This is a genomic window from Erwinia persicina NBRC 102418 (assembly GCF_001571305.1).
Classification (GTDB): Bacteria; Pseudomonadota; Gammaproteobacteria; order Enterobacterales; family Enterobacteriaceae; genus Erwinia; species Erwinia persicina.
This window is the reverse complement of sequence record NZ_BCTN01000001.1, coordinates 250,411-272,336: the sequence shown is the minus strand read 5'-3', so window position 1 is coordinate 272,336 and position 21,926 is coordinate 250,411. Positions and strand designations below refer to the sequence as shown.

The window sequence follows — 21,926 nt, the reverse complement described above, 5'->3', positions numbered from 1 at the left end:
AACTTTCTAAAGAGCCTGATATTTGTACGTCATTACGGGTTTTCTTAAGAAGGGAAGAGGAACTGACGCCAGGAGTGGCAAAGGGGGTGCTTTCTGACCGCCGCAGCCAATCAGCGCAACTAATGAATTGGCGGGGTTTAACGTTTTTTTTATCGGCAAGTCTGTTCAGACGGGATAACAGAACATGTTTAATAAAATTAAAAAGCAGGCAACACCAGGCATTGCAGCATTCTCTGATAAATACAGCACGCGTTTATTACTGGCATCGGCACTGCTTATGGCCCCTGCCGTGCAGGCCGCCACCGGGGCCGACAGTACGATGACGGTCACGGCAGAAAGCCAGGAAAGTGTCACTGCGCCCAACAAAGGAATTGTGGCGAAAGCGAGCGCGTCCGGCACCAAGACCGCCACGGCACTGCGCAAAACCCCGCAGTCGATCTCCGTGGTGACGCGCGATCAAATGGACGACCAGGATGCACGCTCCGTGGCTGATGCATTGAGCTACACCAGCGGCGTGGTCGCCACCTATCGCGGTAACTCCAACCGTAATGACGAAGTGATCAGCCGCGGGTTTCGCTATGCTCCCAAGCTGCTGGATGGTCTGCACTTCGGTCTCTCTTCAGAAAACGGCGGGGCGGGGCAGCTCGATCCCTGGCTGTTAGAGCGCGTGGAACTGGTTCACGGCCCGGCCTCGGTGTTGTATGGCCAGGTCAGCCCGGGCGGCCTGGTGCTGATGACCAGCAAGCGCCCCACGGCAGAAAGCATTCATGAAGTTCAGCTCAGTACCGGTAACCGCCACTATGGCGAAGCGGCCTTTGATTTTGGTGGCAAGCTGAATGATGACAATACGCTGTTTTACCGCCTGAACGGCATTGGCAGTACCCAGAACGAGTTTGTGAAAAACAGCAAACAGCAGCGTATGGCGATTGCTCCGGCACTGACCTGGCTGCCAAACGAAGACACCAGCTTCACCCTGTTAACCAGCTACCAGGACGATCCGAAAGCGGGGTCACGTAACTTTCTGCCGCGTGCGGGGACGCTGTATCCCACTGCAGCGGGCTATGTTCCTTACGATCTGAACGTCAGCGATTCCGACTTTGCCAAATCAAAGCGCCAGCAGACCTCCATCGGTTACAGCCTGGAGCACAGTTTTAATGAGGCGGTATCATTTACCCAGAACCTGCGTTACACCCACCGTAACGAAGATTACAAATATCTGGTGTACAACGTCGACGACGGCGACCATACCCTGACGCGTATGGCCCAGCATGAAACGGAGATGACCAACGAGTTCAATGTCGATAACCAGCTGAAAGCCGTGTTCGACACCGGCGAGGTGCAGCATACGGTGCTGACCGGTTTTGATTATCGTTACTCGCATATCAACAGCAAGATGTACCGGGACTACGGCAGCAGCTACCCGATGGACTGGAGGACCCAGAGCCGCGTGGACGTGGATGAAAGTCTGTTAGCGCTGGCGACCAATAACAAAAAGACCCTGAATCAGTACGGCGTGTATCTGCAGGATCAGCTGGAATGGAATAACTGGAACCTGCTGCTGTCCGGTCGTAACGACTGGTCTCAGGTGCGCAATCAGGATCTGACCACCGGCGGATCGGATATCACCTATAACGACAGCGCCTTTACCGGTCGTGCAGGTCTGCTGTACGCCTTCGATAACGGCATCTCCCCTTATGTCAGCTACAGCACTTCGTTTGAGCCGGTGCTGGAACAGGCCGCACCGGGGGCTGACCCACTGAAGCCGACGACAGGGGAACAGACCGAAGTCGGGGTGAAATTCCAGCCGAAAGGCGTCGATGCCATGATGACCGTTTCCTGGTTTGATATTAACCAGAAGAACGTCTCCTCTTACAACCGTCTGACTAACGCCTATGAGCAGATTGGTAAGGTGAATTCTCAGGGGGTGGAAACCGAACTGCATATCCAGCCCACCCCGGAAATTAAGCTGATCGCGGCGTATACCTACACCGACGTGGTGACCAAAAGGTCCACTGACCCGGATGAAGTGGGCCACAGCCCGAACGCCATTCCACGCCATGCAGCGTCGGCCTGGGGCAGCTACAGCTTCCTGAACGGCGCACTGAATGGCCTGACTGTCGGCACCGGGGTTCGCTATGTCGGGAAAGCACCTGGGGATGACATTGGCGAGTACACTGTGCCGCATTACACGCTGTATGACGCGATGGTGAAGTATGATCTGGGCCAGGCCGTTACGGCGCTGAAAGGTACTACGCTGCAGTTTAATGCGCAAAACCTGACGGATAAGCACTACGTTTCATCCTGTGCCGGTCAGTATGCCTGCTTCTATGGGGCAGGGCGGACGTTTGTCGCCTCCGTTAACTACCGCTGGTAATCCCCGCTCAGACCAGCGTTTAGCCTCCTCATTCAGCCATCCCAACGGGGTGGCTTTTTTTTACCTGTCCTCTGTCTGTTGCCCCGCAGTTTGCGCATTCCGGCGCGCGCAAAGATCATCTCTCTTTTGACACGTTAATTTTCTTTATTTTACATGTCGTTGCATTTACCGGTGAGGACGGGGGCGGTGCGAAGGTAAGCAAAGCTAATGCAAATGCTATTGAGAGTGATTTACATTTGCATTACTATGCATCGCAACTTCGCTTAATGCCGCGATAACGCTGTATTTTGTCAGGTTTTTTACCCTGATCGCGGGGTGAGTGCGGGCAGGCATGACTCGCGCCACGCTGGGATTCAGCCCTCGCCGGTCAGAAATATTAATGGATGGGTGGGCTTTACCGGTGCTTTTCGCAGACAAGGCTGTTTCAGACGAGATGACAATTCATGACTAAAATGATGAAAGCCCAGGTACGACCTGGTGTGGCAGTAACCTCCGGCAAGGCCAGTTTGCGCCTGTTAGTGGCTTCAGCGCTGGTGGGCGTACCGGTGTCTCAGGCCGCCACAGAAAATACCCTGACCGTGACGGCAGAAACCCGTGAAAGCGTCACCGGACGTAACAGCGGGCTGGTGGCAAAGGAGAGTGCGGCAGGCACCAAAACGGCCACGCCGCTGCGCAAAACGCCGCAGTCGATCTCTGTCGTGACGCGCGAACAGATGGATGACCAGGCGGCCGCTTCGGTGTCTGATGCGCTGAGCTACACCAGCGGCGTGGTCACTAATTACCGCGGTAACTCCAATCGTAACGACGAAATTATCAGCCGGGGCTTTCGCTATGCGCCGAAACTGCTGGATGGCCTGCACTACGGCCTCTCCAGCTCCAGCGGTGGCGCAGGGCAAATCGACCCGTGGCTGTTAGAGCGCGTGGAGATGGTCCACGGCCCGGCAGGCGTGTTATACGGACAGGTCAGCCCCGGCGGGCTGGTGGTGATGACCAGCAAGCGGCCAACCGCGGAAACCGTGCGTGAAGTGCAGCTCAGTAGCGGTAATCATCATCAGGGGGAAGCTGCCTTTGACTTCGGCGGTCAGTTGGACGACGACAGCACGCTGTTCTATCGCCTGAACGGCATCGCCAGCACCCGGCATGAAGACGTCAAAAACAATAAGCAGGAGCGCGTAGCCATTGCCCCTGCCATCACCTGGCTGCCGGATGCCGACACCAGTTTCACCCTGCTCGCCAGCTACCAGAACGATCCGAAAGCCGGTTCGCGCAACTTCCTGCCGATGGCCGGGACGCTGAAAGCGGCCAGCACCGGCTATATTCCGTATGATTTCAATATCAACGACCCGAATTACTACGGCAACCGGCGGGAGCAGGCGTCCGTGGGCTATGAATTTGACCACAGTTTCAATGAGGCCGTGTCGTTCATCCAGAACCTCCGTTACACCCATCGTGATGAAGACTATAAATATATGGTCTACACCACCAGTTCTCCGGTGAACGATCACACTATTGAGCGTCGCCCCCAGCACGAAACGGTAATGACCAACGAAGTGGGGGTGGATAACCACCTGAAAGGGCTGTTTGCGACCGGTGACGTCGGGCATACGCTGCTGGGCGGGCTGGATTATCGCTGGAGCCGTGTTGCCAGCACCCTGTCCCGTCACACCTCCAGCCAGTATCAGCTTGACTGGGCGAACCCGACCCGGGTGGACGTGGACGAGAGTGATATGAGTGTAAGCAGTAATACGCTGAAGCAGCTCCACCAGGTGGGCGTTTATCTGCAGGATCAGATGGAGTGGAACCACTGGAACCTGGTGCTCTCCGGCCGGAATGACTGGTCCCAGATCCGCACGGTTAACCGTCTGTCTGCGACCGATGAGAAGCAGAACGACAATAAGCTGACCGGTCGCGCCGGGTTGCTGTATGCCTTTGACAACGGCCTGTCGCCTTACGTCAGTTACAGCACTTCGTTTGAGCCGAACCTCAGCACCGGCGAGCCGGGAAGCGATCCGTTCAAACCGACGACGGGTGAGCAGACCGAGCTGGGGGTGAAGTTCCAGCCTGTGGGCTCGAATACGGTGATGACCGTCTCCGTGTTTGATATTACGCAGAAAAATATCACCTCCGTTAACCCGGTAACCAAGTATAACGAGCAGATTGGTAAGGTTAAATCGAAGGGGGTCGAGGCTGAAATTCATGCGCAGCCGACGCCGGAAGTGAAGCTGATTGCCGCCTACACCTATACGGATGCAGTTACCAAAGAGACGTACAACGCCACGCAGCTGGGGCACAGCCCTGCCAGCATTCCACGCCATGCGGCCTCAGCATGGGGCAGCTACAGCTTCCAGGATGGCGTGTTAAGCGGCCTGACCGTGGGGACGGGCGTGCGCTACACGGGCGATGCCCCTGCCGACAGTACCGGGACTGACGAGGTGCCGCACTTCACACTGTACGACGCCATGGCAAAGTATGAACTGGGCGAGGCGGTGGCCAGCCTGAAAGGCACCACGGTTCAGCTTAACGTGCAGAACCTGACCGACAAGCACTACGTCGCCTCCTGCAGCGGCAGTGAGGCCTGCTTCTATGGTACCGGTCGCAACGTTGTCGCCTCAGTGAATTATCGCTGGTAATGGCCGCGACAGCGCTTACCGCTGCATGACGGCGAGACGCTGCAGTGCAGAATGATTGCCCGTTAACCACCCCGTTGGGGTGGTTTTTTTTGGGCGCTCTGTCAGACTGAGCGCAGCCGAAACAGGAGAAGACTATGTTGTCATTAACGGGCCGTCAGCGTGCAGGCGCACTCTGTTTTGCTGCGGGTGGGCTGCTGTATTTGCTGGCAGAACGCCTCAGCGCCCTGGCCTGGCATCACCCGGCCTATCGTTACAGCCACAACTATATCAGCGACCTGGGGATCCCGGGCTGCGGGCCACAAATCTGTTCCCCGCTGCACGACGTGATGAATGCTGGCTTTGCGGCGGAAGGGCTGCTGTTTATACTGGCCTGCGGGCTGCTGCGCCGGCAGATCCCCGGACTGACCGGTGGGGCCGCGCTGCTGGCAGGCGGTCTTCACGGCACCGGCGGAGTGTTAATTGCGCTGTTCCACAGCGGCGGCCCGGCGGCAGGCATCACGCTCCATCAGATTGGTGCAGTCATGGCGATTGGCGGCGGTAACCTCTGCCTGATCGCCGTGGGCCTGGCAGGGCGGCGAGTATCCTGGGTTTATGCGTCTTTCAGCCTGATACTGGGGGTCTGTGGCCTGGTCTGTATGCTGGCGATCCCCTGGGTACCCGTGCATGTCGGCCTGATTGAGCGGGCCGCTGTCTATCCCATCACCCTGTGGCAGATTGTCACCGGGGTGTCGTTGCTGCTGGCGGGATCCCGTTACCGTATTGATAAATAACGTCGGCAGCGGAGAGTCTGCCACCCCACTGCGCCTCCGCGCAGGTTCCTGAGGAGAGTGTCTTGAATCATAGCCAGCGTGAACATATCGCCGCCGTGGCCGCCACCGTCAGCCAGCACGCCTCTTCCCTGGCGCTGCGCCAGCACGATCGGACGATCCTTGACTCGTGGCAGCGCTGTGTCGACCATCACGGGCTGGATCCCAGCCGGATGCAGGCGGCGCGGATCCTGCCGTGGCATGAACTGCGTGAGCACCGCCAGCAGCTGGAGGAGTTTCGCCACATTGCCCGTCACTGCCTGGAGGCGCTCTACCGGCAGATTGCGCCGGCGGGCTATGTCCTGCTGCTGACGGATGCCACGGGGGTGACGGTCGACTATTACGGTGATGACAGTGCAGAAATCAGCCTGCGTCGCGCCGGGCTGTTTCTGGGCGCACACTGGTCGGAGGCCTGGGCGGGCACCTGTGCGGTCGGCACGGCGCTGGCAACCGGAAAAGCGCTGACCGTCCATCATAATGACCATTTCGATGCCACCCACATCGCGCTCTCCTGTTCGGCGGTGCCGCTGTTCGATCCCCAGGGACAGCTTTACGCCATCCTCGACGTCTCTGCGCTGACCTCGCCGCAGCCAAAAGCCGGTCAGCAGCTGGCGTTGCAGCTCGCCAGGCTCTGTGCGCAGCGGATAGAAAATGCGTGGTTTGAGTACCGGCACCGTCACGACTGGATACTGAAGCTCAGTGCGGAAACGCCGTTTGTGGAGGTCAGCCCGGATTATCTGATTGCCATCGACGCAGGCGGCCGGCTGGTGGGGCACAATCACCGTGCGCAGCGGATGCTGGAACAGGAGCTGGGCCTGACCGCGCCATCTCCCCACAGCCGCAGTGTGCTGCCGGGTATGCCAATCGAACAGCTGTTTCACACCTCGGTTGACCGCCTGCCGGACTGGCTGGCCAGCGCCAGCGGACGTCACGGCCAGCTGCAGCGGATCAACAGCGGGGAGCGACTGTACGTGACGGCGGTACAACCGGCAACGCGGCCTCAGCGGCAGGCTGTTAGCGTCCCTGCGCCGCTACCCGCCCCGCTGGCGTCACTGACCGGGGGCGATCCGGCTTTTCAACAGCAGTTACAGCGTGCGTCACGCCTGCTGAACGCGTCCCTGCACCTGGTGGTACACGGTGAAACCGGCTGTGGCAAAGAGTATTTTGCCCGGGCGTTTCACCAGGCCAGCGCGCGCCGGTCGCAGCCGTTTATTGCGGTGAACTGTGCTGCGATCGCCCCGACGCTGATTGAAAGTGAGCTGTTTGGCCACCTGCCGGGCAGTTTTTCGGGTGCCGGCAGCCGGGGCCGACGCGGGCTGATCCAGGAGGCCGATGGCGGCACGCTGTTCCTCGATGAAATCGGTGATATGCCGCTGGAGTTGCAGACGCGTCTGCTGCGCGTGGTGGCCGAACAGGAGGTGCTGCCGGTGGGGGCATCGCGTCCGGTGCCGGTCAATATCCGCATTATCTCCGCATCCCACCACGCGCTTGAGCAGCGGGTTGAACAGGGGCGTTTCCGTGCCGATCTGTTCTATCGTTTACAGGGGGCGCGGATCTCCCTGCCGGCGCTGCGTCACCGCGACGATCTCGACTGGTTGATTGATAAGCTGCTGGGCAACCGGGCTTCGCTGACGGTCGCAGCTCGCCAGTGTCTGCATCAGCATGAGTGGCCGGGCAACCTGCGCGAGCTCAGTAATGCGCTGGAGTATGCGGTGGCCATGAGCGACGGCGGTGAGATAACGGCGCAGGATCTGCCGGAAACCCTGACCGGCCCTGCTGAACCGGCGTCGCTCCTGACGGATATCCCACCGGAGGCCGTGCTTCTGCTGCAGTCCCTGCGGGCCGCACGCTGGAACCACAGCGCGGTCGCGCGTCAGATGGGCATCAGCCGCATGACGCTCTACCGCCGGATGCAGCGCTACGGCATTCAGTCGCCGAATACCGCCCCGAAACGCGGCGCAGAAGGAGAATGATGAAAGCATTTTCTCCTGTTACAGGTGAGGGGCCGTTTTCAGTTCCTGAAGGGGGACGGCAGCACTGTGCGGACCCGACTCAGGCTGAGAGTGGGCTGTTTGAGTTAGCCGCCGCCGGTCAGAAAGTCGCCCGCATCTGGTCCGGGCCAAAGTCACTGGTGGTGCCCGCCAGCTACCGGCGTTTTGCGCGGCTGGAGGCGGTGCGTGACGCCTTCGCGGCTGACGGCTGCCCGGTATTTTTACGTAAGTCCGGCGGCGGTCTGGTGCCGCAGGGGCCGGGGATCCTCAACCTCAGCCTGGCGTACCCGACGGCGCTCACGCTCGGCGAAGCCGCCGAAGGGGTGTATCACCATTTGTGTGGTATTTTGCGCGCCGCGCTGGCAGAGACAGGGGTGGCCACCCAGTGGCAGGCGGTGGAAGGATCGTTCTGCGACGGGCGGTTTAACCTTGCCTGCGGGGAGGGCACGGCGGCACGTAAAATTGCCGGCACTGCGCAGTACTGGCAGGCGATACCCGGCCAGTCCTTCGACGGGCCGCGTCGCCATGTAGTGCTGGCGCACGCGGTGCTGCTGGTGGACTGCGATCTGACGGCGGCGCATCGTCTGGCGAATCAGTTTGAAGCGGCACTCGGCAGTGGGCGCTTTTATCAGGCAGCGAAAACCGTCAGCGTGGCGCAGAGGCTGCCAGCGCCGTCTCCGCATCTGCGGGATGACGTCACGGAGGCGATCATCGCACAACTCGCGCAGGGATGACCCGGCTCATCCCGCACGGTCATTATCTGAACGACCGGAGGCCTGAGCGGGCGGGATGCCTGCGACAATAGCCCCCGGTTTACCGCTTTACCTGCCGGACACCGGCTTCTCATACCGCACAAAATACCCATACCTGACCCTTTATCCGGGGAAAAAGCTGCGCTACTCTTTTATCTAGCGCGCTAGATAATCAAGCAACAGATAAAAACCGGAAATGAAGATGCAGACACCACAGCAAATCGGTACCCAACTCTCCTTCGCGTTATACGGCGCGGCGAACCGCATGAACCGGCTGCATAAGCCTTTTCTCGATCCGCTGGGCCTCACGTTCCCTCAGTATCTGGTGATGCTTGAACTGTTTAACGGCACGCCGCGCACGGTGGGGGACATCGGAACCCAGCTCGGTATGGACACTGGCACCATCACGCCCGTTCTCAAACGGCTGGAGGCCGCCGGGCACATCTGCCGCACGCGGGACCGCAGCGATGAACGGCGGGTGCTGATTACCCTGACGGAGGCGGGGAGTGCCCTGCAAACCGAACTGTGGCGCATTACCGACCGCATTAAATCAGCCTGTCAGTTATCAGAGACAGAGCTGGTGGCGCTGCGCGACACCCTGAACAATTTCGCGCATCCTGCTGAAAAATAATATCTTTCCACTCAGACCAAAAGGTGTACTTATGAACATAGGCATTATTGGCGCGGGAAATATTGGCTCAACGCTGGCGCATAAACTCGCCGGGTGTGGTCACACCGTTAAGCTGGCGAATTCGAGAAGCCCGGATACCATCGCGGAACTGGCGCGTCAGCTGGGGGTAACGGCGGTAGAACGTCAGGAGGCCGTTCGCGATGTTGAGGTGATCATTCTCTCTACGCCTTTTGATAAACATGCTGAACTGGCCACCCTGTTGCGTGACGTGCCGCCAGCGGTGATTGTCATTGATACTGCCAACTACTATCCCTTCCGCGATGGCGACATTGAGGCGCTCCGCCAGGGCACCCCTGAGAGTGTTTACGCCAGTGGCCTCCTGCAGCGTCCCGTGGTGAAGGCGTGGAATGCTGTCCTTGCCGCGACGCTGAAGGAAAAAGGCGTGGCTGCCGGTTCTGCAACGCGTATCGCCATCCCGGTAGCTGGCGACAGTCCTGCAGCAAAATCCGTGGTGATGTCGCTGGTCAGTGACACCGGTTTTGATGCCGTTGACGGCGGCACGCTCAGTGAATCGTGGCGGCAGCAGCCCGGTACGCCTGCCTACTGCACGGAACTGGACAGTGACGGGCTGCGTGCGGCGCTTCAGGCGGCCGATAAAGATCGTGCCCCGCTGAACAGAGAGGCGTTGCTGCAGGAATTTATGTCAGCGGGCGACAGGCTCACGCATGAGGCCATTGTTGAACGTAACCGGGCGGTCACGGCCTGAGCATGAGGAACACAATATGAAACACACAGAAAATCTGCGTATCGGCATCCTCGGCACCGGTCACATCGGCAAAACGCTGGCGCGCACACTGGCCTCCGCCGGTCATCGCGTCAGGGTGGCCAATTCCCGCGGGCCAGAAACGATCGCCGCAGAGGTGCTTGCCACGGGCGCGGTTGCCACGGACGCCGCCGCTGCGCTGGCAGAGGTGCAGGTGGTGATCCTGTCGGTGCCGCTGACCCGGCTCAGCGATCTCGTCCCGCTTATTCAACAGTTGCCTGAAGACGTGATTATTGCCGATACCTCGAACTATTACCCGCATCGGGACGGCATCATCAGCGCGATCGTTAACGGGCAGGTTGAAAGCCTGTGGGTTGCCGGGCTGCTGGGGCGACCAATCGTCAAGGCGTGGAACGCAATCGGTTCGGACTCGTTGGTGAAGAAAGGCCTGCCTGGCAAAAGCGCGGCACGGCTGGCCATTCCCGTGGCGGGCGATACCCTGCAGCGCCGCACGGTGATTATGGATCTGGTGAATGACACCGGTTTCGATCCCTTCGATGCAGGAACGCTGGCCGAATCCTGGCGACAGCAGCCCGGTGCGCCCTGCTACTGTACCGATCTCACCCGGGAAGAGATGGGACCTGCACTGGCCTCTGCGGAGATAGCGCGTTTACCGGCCAGACGGGATCTGGCGGTGGCGGCGATTCAGGAGCGGATGGGGGACAACAAAACCAACCCAGATGCGGATTATCTCGTTCGCCTGCACCGGGCACTGTTCATGTAGCGCAGTCCGGCGGCCCGCCAGCGCATCGTCTTACATCTTGTCTTCTAAAAATGTCATAAAGGCCCTGACTTTTGAGTTCAGGGCCGAACGTTCATTGACGCAGGCATAAATATTCATGGGTGAAGACTCGGTGTAACGCCCGTCACGGTTGTCTGCGCTGAATAACGCTGTGAGCTGGCCGTTAGCGATCAGCGGCCGGGCAATAAAACTGGCCAGCCGGGCAATTCCCCCGCCGTTAACGGCTATATTGGCAATAATATCAATATCATCGCTGATGAATTCCGGATTAAGCTTCGCGTTAACAGGCTGGCCGTCGACGGTAAAATGCCAGGGAAGAAAACGCCCGTCTGTCGGATAGCGGAACACCAGACAGGCGTGGCGGCTGAGGTCTTCGGGTGAGCGGGGAAGGCCGGCGCGCGCCAGATAAGCGGGGGCCGCACAAACGATAAACGGCAGCGAGGCGATTTTCCTGGCGATCAGCTGATCGTTCAGCTGTGCCTCGATGCGGATACTGACGTCAACGCCTTCCAGCCGGTGATCGACGTTGCGATCGGTACTGATAAGCTCAATATCAATATCGGGAAAAGAGGCTTTAAATTCGGGCATCAGTGGCGCGATAACGTAGCGGCCAAACGCCGCTGTTGTCGCGATGCAAAGGGGCCCCTGTGGCCGGGACTCCATCGATGCTGCCTGCGAGGCCAGGTCGATATCATGCGGAATATGGCGCACTTTCTCAAAATAACGCTGCCCGCTTTCGGTCAATGTCATGCTGCGGGTGGTGCGCGACAGCAGACGCACGCCCAGATGGGTTTCCAGGCGGGAAAGACTCTGGCTTACCGCCGCCGGGCTCATCCCCCTGGCACGGGCCGCTGCGGCAATACTGCCGTTTTCCACCACGCGGATAAAATTGCCGATCAGCCCCAATACGTCCATCGATCCCTCCCTCTCTGATTCGTCACATTTGCTTAATAATGAATAAAGCATAACGGCTCTACCGCCGCCCGGGCCGGCTTGTTAGGTTAGTCGCTGTTTTTCACTCACCCACCAAAGGGACCCGATGATGACCCCTGTTATTGCGAAAAATAGTGCCCGCACCCGCCTGCCAAAACCGGCTTCACCCTATATATTTGCGCTGTATATGGCAACGATTATGGCGTTTTTAATGAGCCTGGTGATCACGTTGGCGGAATCGGGCCTCGGGCCACATTACATGGAAAATGTGATGAATGCTTATAAAGTCGCCATGCCGTCGGCTTTTGTCTGCATCCTTGTTGTACGTCCGATGGTGATGCGGCTGGTAGGGCTGACGGTGCACGGTCACTGAGTCAACCTGAGCTTCTGTTTGCTTTGCGGCAGGCTGTGAGCGTCGCGCACGTTAATGGCGCGGTAGATGAATGCCGTTGTGGACGGGGCCGGGCGGGAGAGTGGGGCAATCCCAGCGGGGGATTGCCCTGAGCAGTCAGTTACTGCGGTGGACGGACCAGGATTTTCACCTGGTTTTTCTCTTTCACCAGCGCGTCGAACCCTTCGGTCACCAAATCGTTCAGTTCAATGCGTTTGGTGACCAGCTTGTCGGCCTGGAAATACCCCTGGGTCATCAGCTCCATCACCGCCGGGAAAATATGGCGATAGGCGATGATGCCTTTCACACTGCGTTCGGCCAGTACCACCCTGTTCGGGTGGAACGAGGCTTCACCCTCCCAGATGGAAACGATGATGGTTTCGCCTTCGTAGCGGGTGGCATCAATACACTGCTTCAGCACCACCGGCACGCCGGTCACTTCGAACGACACGTCAACGCCGCCTTTGCTCAGTTCACGGATGGTGGCTACCGCATCCTGCTTGCCCGGGTCGATGACCACGTTAGCCCCCAGCTCGCGGGCTTTTTCGGCGCGCTGCGGCGACAGCTCGACGACGTAAATCTCCGAGGCTCCCGCCGCACGCAGGGCTTCGATCACCAGCAGACCAATCGGGCCGGCACCAAATACCGCCGCTTTATCCCCGGCTTTCAGTTTGCTCATGCGCACGGCATGCAGGGCCACGGCGGCAGGTTCCACCAGCGCGCCCTGTTCGTAAGACAGACCGTCCGGCATGCGGTGCACCATATGCTCATCGACCATGGTAAATGACGAGAACCCGCCACCGCCGCCGGACAGACCGTGGAAGCCCAGGTCGCCGCACAGATTGTATTTGCCCTCGCGGCAGGCTTCACATTCGCGGCACGCAAGGATTGGCTCGACCACCACACGGTCGCCCGCTTTAAATTTACTGACGCCAGCACCAACCTCAACCACTTCGCCCGAGAACTCGTGGCCCATCACGATAGGAGCAATGTCGTGGCTGATTTTGTGCGGCTTGCCGACCGGAACAAAGATCGGGCCGGCGAGGTATTCGTGCAGATCGCTGCCGCAGATGCCGGTCCAGGCCACTTTGATTTTCACCTTACCGGCTGAAACCTGAGGCTCTTCGATATCGTCAATGCGGATGTCATGTGCTTTATACCAACGTGCTGCTTTCATCTTCTTTTCCCTTGAGATTGGTCTACATCCTGTCCACTGCCACTGATGGGGCCGGATCAGGAACTCAGGGCTGCATAGTGCGAAAAGCGTGCCAGAAGTGAGAGTTTGGGTAACCTGTTGATTTTTTTGAGAAGAGGGTTGGCGTAGAAGCAGGAAAAGGCGTAAGGGTGTGACAGGTGTAACGGGGTGCGGGTGTAACAGGTGAGAGGCGGGGGAGGGGGAGATTGAGAGTGTTCGGGAAAAGTGCGGGTGTCTTCTTTTGTGCCAGGAGCGGAAATTGTCATTTTGGAATCATCAATACTGCTAATAGCTTTCGGTTGTGTTAAAAAATTACTTCAAGTCAGTAGTGTCTGAAATCTTATGGAGCAGAAATGAGAACGCAAAAGCGATGCATGGGGTATGTGGCTATCGTGGTCGACGACTATGACCGTGCAATTGATTACTACACCGACAAGCTGGGCTTTACGCTGGTAGAAGACACGCCCCAACCGGGTAAACGATGGGTCGTTGTGACGCCCAATCCCGAAAGCCACTGTAATCTTCTCCTGGCCCGTGCTTCAAACGAGCGTCAAGAAGGTTTTATCGGCAACCAGTGCGGCGGGCGGGTATTTCTGTTCCTGCAGACTGACGACTTCTGGCGCGACTATAACGCCATGAAGGAAAAGGGTGTTCACTTCTGCCAGGAACCGCGGGAGGAGGAGTACGGGATAGTCGTTGTGTTTGAGGACATCTACGGCAATCGCTGGGATCTTTACCAGAACAAGCAAAATTAAAGCCCTTTTACAGTTGGGGCGTCACGACTTTTCCGGCCCCACTACAATGTCCGCTTTTCGCTCTTACCCGCCATCCGTCCCCTAACACCCACACAAAAAAATGCCATCCCTCAACGGGATAGCATCCTGAATTTATCCAAACAGCGCTTACCTCAAAGGCATAAGCGGTTTTACCCTAAATATCGATCATCACCGGAACGGCGGTTCGTTGAACGTCCGCAGCTTGCGTGAGTGCAGGCGGTCGCCCTCGGCACGCAGCAGATCGATGGCGCGGATACCAATCTGCAGGTGCTCGGAGATCGCGCCTTCATAGAAGCGGTTGGCCTGACCCGGCAGCTTGATCTCGCCGTGCAGCGGTTTGTCAGAGACGCAGAGCAGGGTGCCGTAAGGCACGCGGAAGCGGTAGCCCTGGGCAGCAATGGTGGCGCTTTCCATATCGACCGCCACGGCGCGGCTGAGGTTGAAACGCAGCGCGGAAGCGGAATAGCGCAGCTCCCAGTTGCGATCGTCGGTGGTGACGACCGTGCCGGTGCGCAGCCGCTCTTTCACCGCTTCACCCGGCATGCCGCTCACCTGTTTGGTGGCGTCGTACAGCGCGCGCTGCACTTCGGCAATGCTCGGAATAGGGATATCCGGTGGCAGCACGGCGTCCAGAACGTGGTCGTCGCGCAGATAAGCATGTGCCAGTACGTAATCACCAATGGTCTGGCTTTCCCGCAGCCCGCCGCAGTGGCCAATCATCAGCCAGGCGTGCGGGCGCAGCACGGCGAGATGGTCACAGATGGTTTTGGCATTGGACGGACCCACGCCAATATTCACCAGCGTGATCCCCTGGCCGTCTTTGGCGATCAGATGCCAGGCCGGCATCTGGTGCTTTTTCCACGCCAGGTCGGAGATCGTTTGCTCCGGGTGCGGCGTGTCGTGAGTCAGGGTGGTGCCTCCGGCACAGGAGAGGGCCAGATAAGGGGAGTCCGGGTCTGCGATCTGTTCGCAGGCCCAGGAGACAAATTCATCCACATAGCGCGTGTAGTTGGTAAACAGCACGTAGGGCTGGAAATCTTCCACCGGGGTGCCGGTGTAATGGCGCAGGCGGGCCAGCGAGAAGTCGGTACGCAGCGCGTCGAAGTGGGACAGCGGAAACGTTTCGCCCGGCACCAGCAGCCCGTCGGCGTTCTCATCACCAATCTGCGACAGTTCGGTGGTGGGGAAATGCTGGGCGATGCCTGCGCTCATACTGCGATCCAGCGCCAGCCCGGACCCGTCAATCACATAGGGGAACGGGATCTCCTGCTGCGACGGCAGCACGTCGATCTGCACCTGATATTCACCGGTCAGCATGGTCAGCTGTTCGCTGAGGTAGTGGCGCAGCAGCGCCGGGCGGGTAATGGTGGTGCTGTAGCTTCCGGCGCGGGTAAAGCGGCCGAAGGCACGGGTCAGACGCTGCGAGGGTGCCACGCCATCCCAGGTGACGCGCAGCTGCGGGTAAACAAACAGCCCGGCGGCGCGCCGGGTCGCATCGGGCAGGCTGCCGTCAGCGACAAAAGCGGTGATCGCCTCGCGCAGGGCCTCAACGGCGGCGTTGTAATGGTTTTCCAGGCTATCCAGCGCTTCAGTGACCGTCAGGGATCGCGCTACGGGGTAAGTCATGGTATCTCCTTGAATCGTTTGCACGTTTGTCTCACAGACTACCTGAAGATAACAGCAAAAGGATAGCGCATGAAACCCCTCAGCTGCTGGCCCCGGGCTCCAGGCTGAATCTGACCTGTTCTTCCTGTGGCGACGGGGCATCATCCAGCATCGCCATCAGCTGCTGTCCCACCTGGTGTCCCAGCTTTTCGTAATTGAGGCGCATGGAGGTGAGGGCGGGGAAGGTGTGATCGCAGTTGTCAGAACCATCCAGACACGCCACGGCCAGGTCATAAGGCACCTTCAGCAGCCGGCGCTGGCACTCAGACAGCACGCCGAAGGCGATCTCCTCATGGCTGCAAATAATCGCGTCCAGATCCGGCTGGCTTTGCAACAACTGACCCAGCGCATAGCGGCCAAACTGCAGGCTTGGCGCATCCGGAACGGTGATCATCAGATCCGCATTCTGATAGTGCATCAGCATCGCTTTGTGCCAGCCATTAAGCTGCTGTTTGTGCAGGCGGTTATCTGTCTGCGCACCGATAAACCCGATACGGCGATAGCCTTTATCCAGCAGATGGGCGGTCAGACGTTCAGCGGCATCGCTGATGGCAATATCGAGGGTGATGTCGGCGGAAAACCGTTCCGCGCCGCAGACGTTCACCGTCACCAGTTCGGCGGATTCAATCAGCTCACAGGTCTTTTTCGACAGCTGCGCGCCAAACAGGACGAGGGCAGAGGGGCGGTTTTGCAGCAGTTTTTCCACCAGCGGCGTTTCGCCATACTGATGATATTCGTGGCAGGCCATAATCAGCTGGAAGGGCTGCTTACTCAGCGTCTGCTGCAGGGCCTGAACAAAGCGGGTGCTGGCGCGGTCGTGCTGAAAAGGATACAGCACCGCGACGGTGTGCAGCTGCGAGGAGGCCAGACTGCTCGCGGCCTGATTGGGCACATAGCCCAGTTCCTCCACGGCCTGGCGGATTTTCTCCAGCGAGGCCGCAGAGACCTGGCCTGGATCGCGTAGCGCACGGGAGACGGTCATCGGGCCGACACCGGCATGGCGCGCGACATCCTGTAGGGTCACGCGGTTTACCCCCTGCGCTGACAGCGCGCTGGCTTCCGTATTGGCTTCGTAGCCGAGCACGCTGACGGCCTGTTCTACTTTATTGCGGACTTTTTCAGAAACCAGCTCCGGCGTCCGCATGACGCGCGACACAGTCATGGCCCCGACACCGACATAATCGGCGATATCCTGCAACGTTACCCGGCCACTGCCGCGACGCTTGCGCATCCTGGTTTCTCCTTTACAACCCTGTTTATGGCACCTTCGCAGTGTGCCGATACCGACATCCGGCAACAACTTATTCTCCGGCAGATGATAGGCCGGTCACAATTAATGATAGTTATAACAGTTAGCGTTATCTTTTTAGATGCCCGTCACATTATTCCCTTTGCTCTGGCACTACTCTGCTCCTGCGATTAGAGAGAGGTGACAAACAATGCTTAAAGAATTACTGACAGCCGATGTTGTTCAGATTATCCCTGCCTGTGCTGACTGGCGTCAGGCTGTCTCACTTTCCTGCCAGCCGCTGCGTGATAACGGCACCATTGAAGCCCGCTATGTCGAAGCGATTTACCGCTCACATGAGGCCATTGGTCCATATTACGTGGTTGGCCCCGGCATCGCTATGCCTCATGCGCGTCCGGAAGACGGCGCGAACAAAATGGGCGTCAGCCTGACGGTGATCCGCGAGGGCGTTAACTTCGACTCAGAGGGTAACGACCCGGTGCATCTGCTGATCGTGCTGGCCGCGACCGACAGTAACAGCCATATCGGCATTATTACGGCGCTGGCCCATCTGTTCGATACCCCTGAGGACACCGCGTCGCTGATGGCGGCGACGCAGCCAGAGCAGATTTTATCCATTATTTCACGTTATTAATAATCTCCAGAGGACAATATGAAAATTACCGTGGTATGTGGCAATGGTTTAGGTACCAGCCTGATGATGGAAATGAGCATTAAGAGCATCGTTAAAGAACTGGGCGTGAATGCAGAAGTCGACCATGTTGACCTCGGTTCCGCCAAAGGGACCGCCAGCGACATCTTCGTCGGTACCTCCGACATTGCCGAGCAGCTGGTCGCCCAGCAGGTGGGCGGTAAGATTGTCTCCCTGAAAAACATGGTCGACAAAGTGGCAATGAAAGAGCGTATTTCAGCGGCTCTGACAGAGCTCGGCGCGTTATAACAGGGAGCCAAAAATGGAATTTTTCCGTTTTTTAATGAGTGATGTGTTATCGGAGCCGTCGATTCTGGTCGGCCTGATCGCGCTGATTGGCCTGGTGGCGCAAAAGAAACCGGCGACGGAAGTGATCAAAGGGACGGTGAAAACCGTCATGGGCTTCCTGATCCTCGGTGCCGGTGCGGGCCTGATTGTGTCATCGCTGGGTGACTTTGCGGCTATCTTCCATCATGCCTTTGGCATTCCGGGCGTTGTGCCGAACAACGAAGCGATTGTGGCGGTGGCGCAGAAGAGCTTCGGTACCGAAATGGCAATGATCATGTTCTTCGCCATGGTCATCAACATTGCGATTGCCCGTTTCACCCCGTGGAAATATATCTTCCTGACCGGTCACCACACGCTGTTTATGTCAATGATGGTGGCGGTGATCCTGGCCACGGCAGGTATGAAGGGCGTTCCGCTGATTGCCGTGGGTTCGCTGGTGGTGGGGGTCTCAATGGTCTTCTTCCCGGCGATTGTTCATCCGTACATGAAGAAGGTCACCGGCTCAGACGATGTCGCCTTCGGCCACTTCTCGGCCATTTCTCAGCTGCTTTCCGCCTGGATCGGCAGCAAGTTTGGTAACAAAGAGAAATCGACCGAAGATATGGAAGTGCCGAAAAGCCTGCTGTTCCTGCGTGATACGCCGGTGGCCATCGCCTTTACCATGTTCTTCATCTTTATCTTTACCTGCCTGGTCGCGGGCCCGTCAACGGTCAAGGAGATGAATGCCGGTGGTAAGAACTGGTTTATGTTCTCACTGATGCAGTCCATCACCTTTGCAGCCGGTGTTTATATCGTCCTGCAGGGCGTGCGCATGGTGATTGCAGAAATCGTCCCGGCCTTTAAGGGGATCTCTGACCGGCTGGTGCCGAATGCCAAACCGGCGCTCGACTGCCCGGTGGTGTTCCCGTACGCCCCGAATGCGGTACTGGTGGGCTTCCTCAGCAGCTTTGTGGCCGGTGTACTGGGCATGTTCCTGCTGTATGCGCTGAACATGACGGTGATTATTCCGGGCGTGGTACCACACTTCTTTGTTGGTGCTGCCGCCGGGGTGTTTGGTAATGCTACGGGGGGCCGCCGGGGAGCGATTCTCGGTGCCTTCACCAACGGTCTGCTGATCACCTTTATCCCGGTGTTCCTGCTGCCGGTACTGGGCAGTATTGGCCTGGCGAACACCACCTTCAGTGACTCTGACTTCGGTGCCGTCGGCATCCTGTTAGGCCTGATTGTGCGTTAATCTTCCCGCAAAGCCGGTCATCTGATGACCGGCTTTTTTTCACTCTTCACTGCCGTTCCCGCCTTTCGTACTTTCAAATGCCCGTAAAAGCACATGCATCGGGATCCTACGTTTTCTCTGGCTGAAACGGGGCGCAAGGCGGCCTGGGAAGGGGAGATTTTCTACGCTTTTCGGCAGGGCTCGCAGAAAAATGCCGCCAGAAGCTGAGGGGGGTTACCGATAACAATTCAAATAAAGTTGTGTTTATATCGGAATTTTTTAGTTAAATTAGTGTAAGTACGTTGTAATTATATGTCAGTTAATAATTACGCACTTTAACACTAAGGGATACCAATGCTTAACAAGATAACCGGTATAGTCATCGCAATCGTTGGGATTGCGCTGCTCTATATGGGGACAAAACTGCTGCTGGTCGGCGGAACACCTTTTTATGTGCTGATGGGTCTTGGCCTGTTAGTGACGGCCATCCTGCTGTTGATGAGAAAGAGAATCGCGCTGTCTCTGTACGCTCTTCTGATGTGGGCGGTACTGGCATGGATGATTTATGAAGTCGGTTTCGATAAATGGCAGTGGATCCCCCGAGGCGACATCATCGGGGTCATCGGCCTGTGGCTGGCGCTTCCCTGGGTGGTTCGTCCGCTGTACCCCCAGCAGGGACGCCGCTTTCATCCGTTCCTCGGCACTACGGTTATCCTGATCGTGGCGCTGGTGGTGGGAATGATGTTTTACGATCCGCTGCCGCAGGCAGGTACCATCACCACCCAGCGTCAGAGCAGCGATACTGAGGTGGCGGGCAGGGACTGGACGGCCTACGGCGGCACCAGCAATGGTCTGCGTTTCTCCGACCTGAAGCAGATCACCAAAGACAACGTCAGCCAGCTGGACGTCGCCTGGACGTACCATACTGGTGACGTGCGTGACGCGGCCAAAGATGCCACTGAGTACACCTTTGAAGCGACGCCGCTCAAGGTGAACAACACGGTCTATTTCTGTACCCCGCACAATGAGGTTCATGCGCTGAACCCGGAAACGGGCGCGCTGAAGTGGAAATATCAGCCAGCGAAAGAGGCCTCGTACCTGCAGCAGCATCAGACCTGCCGTGGCGTGAGCTATTATGACGGCAGCAGCGTGCAGGCGGAGGCGACGGCAGCCCAGCCTGCGATATGTCGCAAGCGCATCTACAACGCCAGCAACGATGCCCACCTGATCGCCCTGGATGCGGATACCGGCAAGCTGTGTGCCGACTTTGGCGATAATGGCGTGGTGGATCTGCACGCCAATATGGGTAAAGTCCGCCCTCATGCGCTGATGCAGACTGCGGCCCCGCTGGTGGCGGGTAACCTGGTGATTGTGGGCGGCTCAGTGATGGATAACGGCTTCAACAGCGGCAATCCGTCCGGCGTGATCCGCGCGTATGACGCGATAACCGGTAAGCTGGTATGGAACTTCGACCCGGCCAACCCGGAAAATACGCAGCCGATTGCCGCTGGCCAGGACTACCCGCAGGACACGCCTGTGGCCTGGGGAACGCTGAGTGCCGACCTGAAAAATGGCCTGGTGTATGTGCCGTTTGGCAATGCCTCGCCGGATGAAGTCGGTATCGGACGTGATGCCAGCAGTAACACCGAGAAATTCCGCGATACGCTGGTGGCGCTGGATCTGCAAACCGGCCGCTTTAAATGGCGCTTCCAGTCATCGAAAAATGATCTGTGGGATCGCGATAATCCGTCGCAGCCTTCGCTGCTGGATATCGACTATCAGGGCCAGAAACAGCCGGTGGTGATCCTGCCGACCAAAACCGGCAACCTGTTTGTGCTCAACCGTCTGACCGGGCAGCCGGTCTATCCGGTTAACCAGGTGGACGTCTCTACGCAGGGTATCAGCGGTGAGCAATACGCCCCGACGCAGCCGGTTTCCGCGCTGAACTTTATTCCGGCACCGCTGACCGAAAAAGCGATGTGGGGGCTGACCCCGTTTGACCAGATGGCCTGCCGCATCGACTTTAAGTCACTGCGTTATGACGGCAATCCGTGGACGCCAGCAACGGAAGCCGGGTCGATTATCTTCCCGGGTAACATTGGCGTGTTCAACTGGGGCTCGGTGGCGGTCGACCCTGAGCGTCAGATCCTCATCGCCTCGCCGGTGCGTCTGGCGTACAAATACAACCTGATCAAACGCACCCCGGCTAATGCGGATCAGCGCCTGTTCACCAAAGACGGTACGCCGTACTGGAATGAGAACTTTGACGGGGATTACGCAATCCACATCCAGCAGCTCTCCTCCAGCCTGGGCATTCCGTGCATTGCACCGCCGTGGGGTCGGATGGTGGGCGTGGATCTGAAAACCGGTAAAACCGAGTGGCTGCGCCGCGTGGGCACTACGAAGAACCTCAACACCAGCTTCCTGCCGGGCCGCTTCCCGATAGGCTTCCCGATGGGGATGGTGGCACACGGTGGGCCGTTAACCACGGCGGGGGACGTGGTGTTCCACGGTGCAACGGCAGATAACTTCTTCCGCGCATACGATGTCAGCACCGGTGAACTGCTGTGGCAGACTGAACTGCCAGCGGGGGGTCAGGCAACGCCGGCCACCTACATGGGCAGTGATAACAAACAGTATGTGGTGATTGCCGCAGGGGGACACGGTTCACTCGGAACCAAAGCGGGTGATGCCGTGGTGGCGTACCGTCTGAAATAACCGCTGTATCACGCGGGCTGACCGAAACAGCCGGCCAGCCTGAACCTGAAGGGCCGAT

General features: G+C 58.4%; 18 protein-coding genes. 14 read left to right on the top strand and 4 right to left on the bottom strand.

Annotated features, from left to right (window positions below):
* Positions 1-184 precede the first annotated feature (184 nt).
* The 8 genes from EPE01S_RS01235 to EPE01S_RS01200 all read left to right on the top strand — a co-directional run bounded on the left by EPE01S_RS01235 (position 185) and on the right by EPE01S_RS01200 (position 10,731).
* Complete coding sequence (locus tag EPE01S_RS01235; protein WP_062742746.1) at positions 185-2,374, top strand: TonB-dependent siderophore receptor; 2,190 nt, start codon at positions 185-187, stop codon at positions 2,372-2,374.
* A 452-nt stretch (positions 2,375-2,826) separates the two neighbouring features.
* Positions 2,827-5,004 (top strand): TonB-dependent siderophore receptor, encoded by a 2,178-nt coding sequence (locus tag EPE01S_RS01230; RefSeq protein ID WP_373279658.1) that lies wholly within the window; start codon positions 2,827-2,829, stop codon positions 5,002-5,004.
* A gap of 134 nt (positions 5,005-5,138) precedes the next feature.
* Positions 5,139-5,774: a DUF998 domain-containing protein gene (locus EPE01S_RS01225; protein WP_062742745.1), complete on the top strand. Its 636-nt coding sequence runs from the start codon at positions 5,139-5,141 to the stop codon at positions 5,772-5,774.
* Positions 5,775-5,836: 62 nt separating this feature from the next.
* The gene (locus EPE01S_RS01220; protein ID WP_062742744.1) at positions 5,837-7,783 is read left to right on the top strand and encodes a sigma-54-dependent Fis family transcriptional regulator; all 1,947 of its coding nucleotides are present in this window, start codon (positions 5,837-5,839) and stop codon (positions 7,781-7,783) included.
* Complete coding sequence (locus EPE01S_RS01215) at positions 7,783-8,535, top strand: lipoyl protein ligase domain-containing protein (RefSeq protein ID WP_240343608.1); 753 nt, start codon at positions 7,783-7,785, stop codon at positions 8,533-8,535. Before EPE01S_RS01220 ends, EPE01S_RS01215 begins: the two co-directional genes overlap by 1 nt.
* A 220-nt stretch (positions 8,536-8,755) precedes the next feature.
* On the top strand, positions 8,756-9,184 hold the full coding sequence (locus EPE01S_RS01210; protein ID WP_240043896.1) for a MarR family winged helix-turn-helix transcriptional regulator: 429 nt from the start codon (positions 8,756-8,758) through the stop codon (positions 9,182-9,184).
* Between the two features lie 31 nt (positions 9,185-9,215).
* Entirely contained in the window at positions 9,216-9,950 is a 735-nt protein-coding gene (locus EPE01S_RS01205; RefSeq protein WP_062742743.1) for an NADPH-dependent F420 reductase, read from the top strand.
* Positions 9,910-10,731 carry an NADPH-dependent F420 reductase gene (locus tag EPE01S_RS01200; protein WP_222682141.1) on the top strand — a complete coding sequence of 274 codons (822 nt, stop codon included), beginning with the start codon at positions 9,910-9,912 and terminating at the stop codon, positions 10,729-10,731. The genes EPE01S_RS01205 and EPE01S_RS01200 overlap by 41 nt, the downstream gene beginning before the upstream one ends.
* Before the next feature lie 30 nt (positions 10,732-10,761).
* Here the strand turns inward: EPE01S_RS01200 and EPE01S_RS01195 are convergent, their stop codons facing one another.
* Positions 10,762-11,664, bottom strand: a complete 903-nt coding sequence (locus tag EPE01S_RS01195; RefSeq protein WP_062742742.1) for a LysR family transcriptional regulator — start codon at positions 11,662-11,664, stop codon at positions 10,762-10,764.
* Between the two features lie 127 nt (positions 11,665-11,791).
* Between EPE01S_RS01195 and EPE01S_RS01190 the strand changes: the two genes are divergently transcribed.
* Positions 11,792-12,055: a DUF2798 domain-containing protein gene (locus EPE01S_RS01190; protein ID WP_062742741.1), complete on the top strand. Its 264-nt coding sequence runs from the start codon at positions 11,792-11,794 to the stop codon at positions 12,053-12,055.
* Positions 12,056-12,194: 139 nt separating this feature from the next.
* Here EPE01S_RS01190 and EPE01S_RS01185 read toward each other — a convergent pair whose 3' ends face one another.
* A complete protein-coding gene (locus EPE01S_RS01185) occupies positions 12,195-13,250 on the bottom strand; it encodes a 2,3-butanediol dehydrogenase (RefSeq protein ID WP_062742740.1) in 1,056 nt (351 codons plus the stop codon).
* A 371-nt stretch (positions 13,251-13,621) separates the two neighbouring features.
* Between EPE01S_RS01185 and EPE01S_RS01180 the strand changes: the two genes are divergently transcribed.
* On the top strand, positions 13,622-14,023 hold the full coding sequence (locus tag EPE01S_RS01180) for a VOC family protein (protein WP_062742739.1): 402 nt from the start codon (positions 13,622-13,624) through the stop codon (positions 14,021-14,023).
* 189 nt (positions 14,024-14,212) lie between these two features.
* Here the strand turns inward: EPE01S_RS01180 and EPE01S_RS01175 are convergent, their stop codons facing one another.
* On the bottom strand, positions 14,213-15,670 hold the full coding sequence (locus EPE01S_RS01175; RefSeq protein WP_062742738.1) for an AMP nucleosidase: 1,458 nt from the start codon (positions 15,668-15,670) through the stop codon (positions 14,213-14,215).
* A 79-nt stretch (positions 15,671-15,749) separates the two neighbouring features.
* Complete coding sequence (locus EPE01S_RS01170; protein WP_062742737.1) at positions 15,750-16,940, bottom strand: LacI family DNA-binding transcriptional regulator; 1,191 nt, start codon at positions 16,938-16,940, stop codon at positions 15,750-15,752.
* Positions 16,941-17,148: 208 nt separating this feature from the next.
* On the opposite strand from EPE01S_RS01170, the gene EPE01S_RS01165 reads away from it, so the two are divergent.
* The 4 genes from EPE01S_RS01165 (at position 17,149) to EPE01S_RS01150 (ending at position 21,868) form a co-directional block, all read left to right on the top strand.
* A complete protein-coding gene (locus EPE01S_RS01165) occupies positions 17,149-17,592 on the top strand; it encodes a PTS sugar transporter subunit IIA (protein WP_062742736.1) in 444 nt (147 codons plus the stop codon).
* A gap of 18 nt (positions 17,593-17,610) precedes the next feature.
* A complete protein-coding gene (locus EPE01S_RS01160; RefSeq protein ID WP_062742735.1) occupies positions 17,611-17,898 on the top strand; it encodes a PTS sugar transporter subunit IIB in 288 nt (95 codons plus the stop codon).
* Between the two features lie 13 nt (positions 17,899-17,911).
* Positions 17,912-19,171 (top strand): PTS ascorbate transporter subunit IIC, encoded by a 1,260-nt coding sequence (ulaA, locus tag EPE01S_RS01155; RefSeq protein ID WP_062742734.1) that lies wholly within the window; start codon positions 17,912-17,914, stop codon positions 19,169-19,171.
* Positions 19,172-19,504: 333 nt separating this feature from the next.
* Positions 19,505-21,868, top strand: coding sequence for a membrane-bound PQQ-dependent dehydrogenase, glucose/quinate/shikimate family (locus tag EPE01S_RS01150; protein ID WP_062742733.1), 2,364 nt, complete (start codon positions 19,505-19,507; stop codon positions 21,866-21,868).
* Positions 21,869-21,926 lie beyond the last annotated feature (58 nt).

Coding starts and splice junctions, on each gene's coding strand:
- EPE01S_RS01210 (WP_240043896.1), top strand. CDS start 8,756: ATGCAGACACCACAGCAAATCGGTACCCAACTCTCCTTCGCGTTATAC.
- EPE01S_RS01230 (WP_373279658.1), top strand. CDS start 2,827: ATGATGAAAGCCCAGGTACGACCTGGTGTGGCAGTAACCTCCGGCAAG.
- EPE01S_RS01175 (WP_062742738.1), bottom strand. CDS start 15,670: ATGACTTACCCCGTAGCGCGATCCCTGACGGTCACTGAAGCGCTGGAT.
- EPE01S_RS01170 (WP_062742737.1), bottom strand. CDS start 16,940: ATGCGCAAGCGTCGCGGCAGTGGCCGGGTAACGTTGCAGGATATCGCC.
- EPE01S_RS01225 (WP_062742745.1), top strand. CDS start 5,139: ATGTTGTCATTAACGGGCCGTCAGCGTGCAGGCGCACTCTGTTTTGCT.
- EPE01S_RS01235 (WP_062742746.1), top strand. CDS start 185: ATGTTTAATAAAATTAAAAAGCAGGCAACACCAGGCATTGCAGCATTC.
- EPE01S_RS01200 (WP_222682141.1), top strand. CDS start 9,910: ATGAGGCCATTGTTGAACGTAACCGGGCGGTCACGGCCTGAGCATGAG.
- EPE01S_RS01180 (WP_062742739.1), top strand. CDS start 13,622: ATGAGAACGCAAAAGCGATGCATGGGGTATGTGGCTATCGTGGTCGAC.
- EPE01S_RS01190 (WP_062742741.1), top strand. CDS start 11,792: ATGACCCCTGTTATTGCGAAAAATAGTGCCCGCACCCGCCTGCCAAAA.
- EPE01S_RS01165 (WP_062742736.1), top strand. CDS start 17,149: ATGCTTAAAGAATTACTGACAGCCGATGTTGTTCAGATTATCCCTGCC.
- EPE01S_RS01215 (WP_240343608.1), top strand. CDS start 7,783: ATGAAAGCATTTTCTCCTGTTACAGGTGAGGGGCCGTTTTCAGTTCCT.
- EPE01S_RS01205 (WP_062742743.1), top strand. CDS start 9,216: ATGAACATAGGCATTATTGGCGCGGGAAATATTGGCTCAACGCTGGCG.
- EPE01S_RS01160 (WP_062742735.1), top strand. CDS start 17,611: ATGAAAATTACCGTGGTATGTGGCAATGGTTTAGGTACCAGCCTGATG.
- EPE01S_RS01195 (WP_062742742.1), bottom strand. CDS start 11,664: ATGGACGTATTGGGGCTGATCGGCAATTTTATCCGCGTGGTGGAAAAC.
- EPE01S_RS01150 (WP_062742733.1), top strand. CDS start 19,505: ATGCTTAACAAGATAACCGGTATAGTCATCGCAATCGTTGGGATTGCG.
- EPE01S_RS01185 (WP_062742740.1), bottom strand. CDS start 13,250: ATGAAAGCAGCACGTTGGTATAAAGCACATGACATCCGCATTGACGAT.
- ulaA (WP_062742734.1), top strand. CDS start 17,912: ATGGAATTTTTCCGTTTTTTAATGAGTGATGTGTTATCGGAGCCGTCG.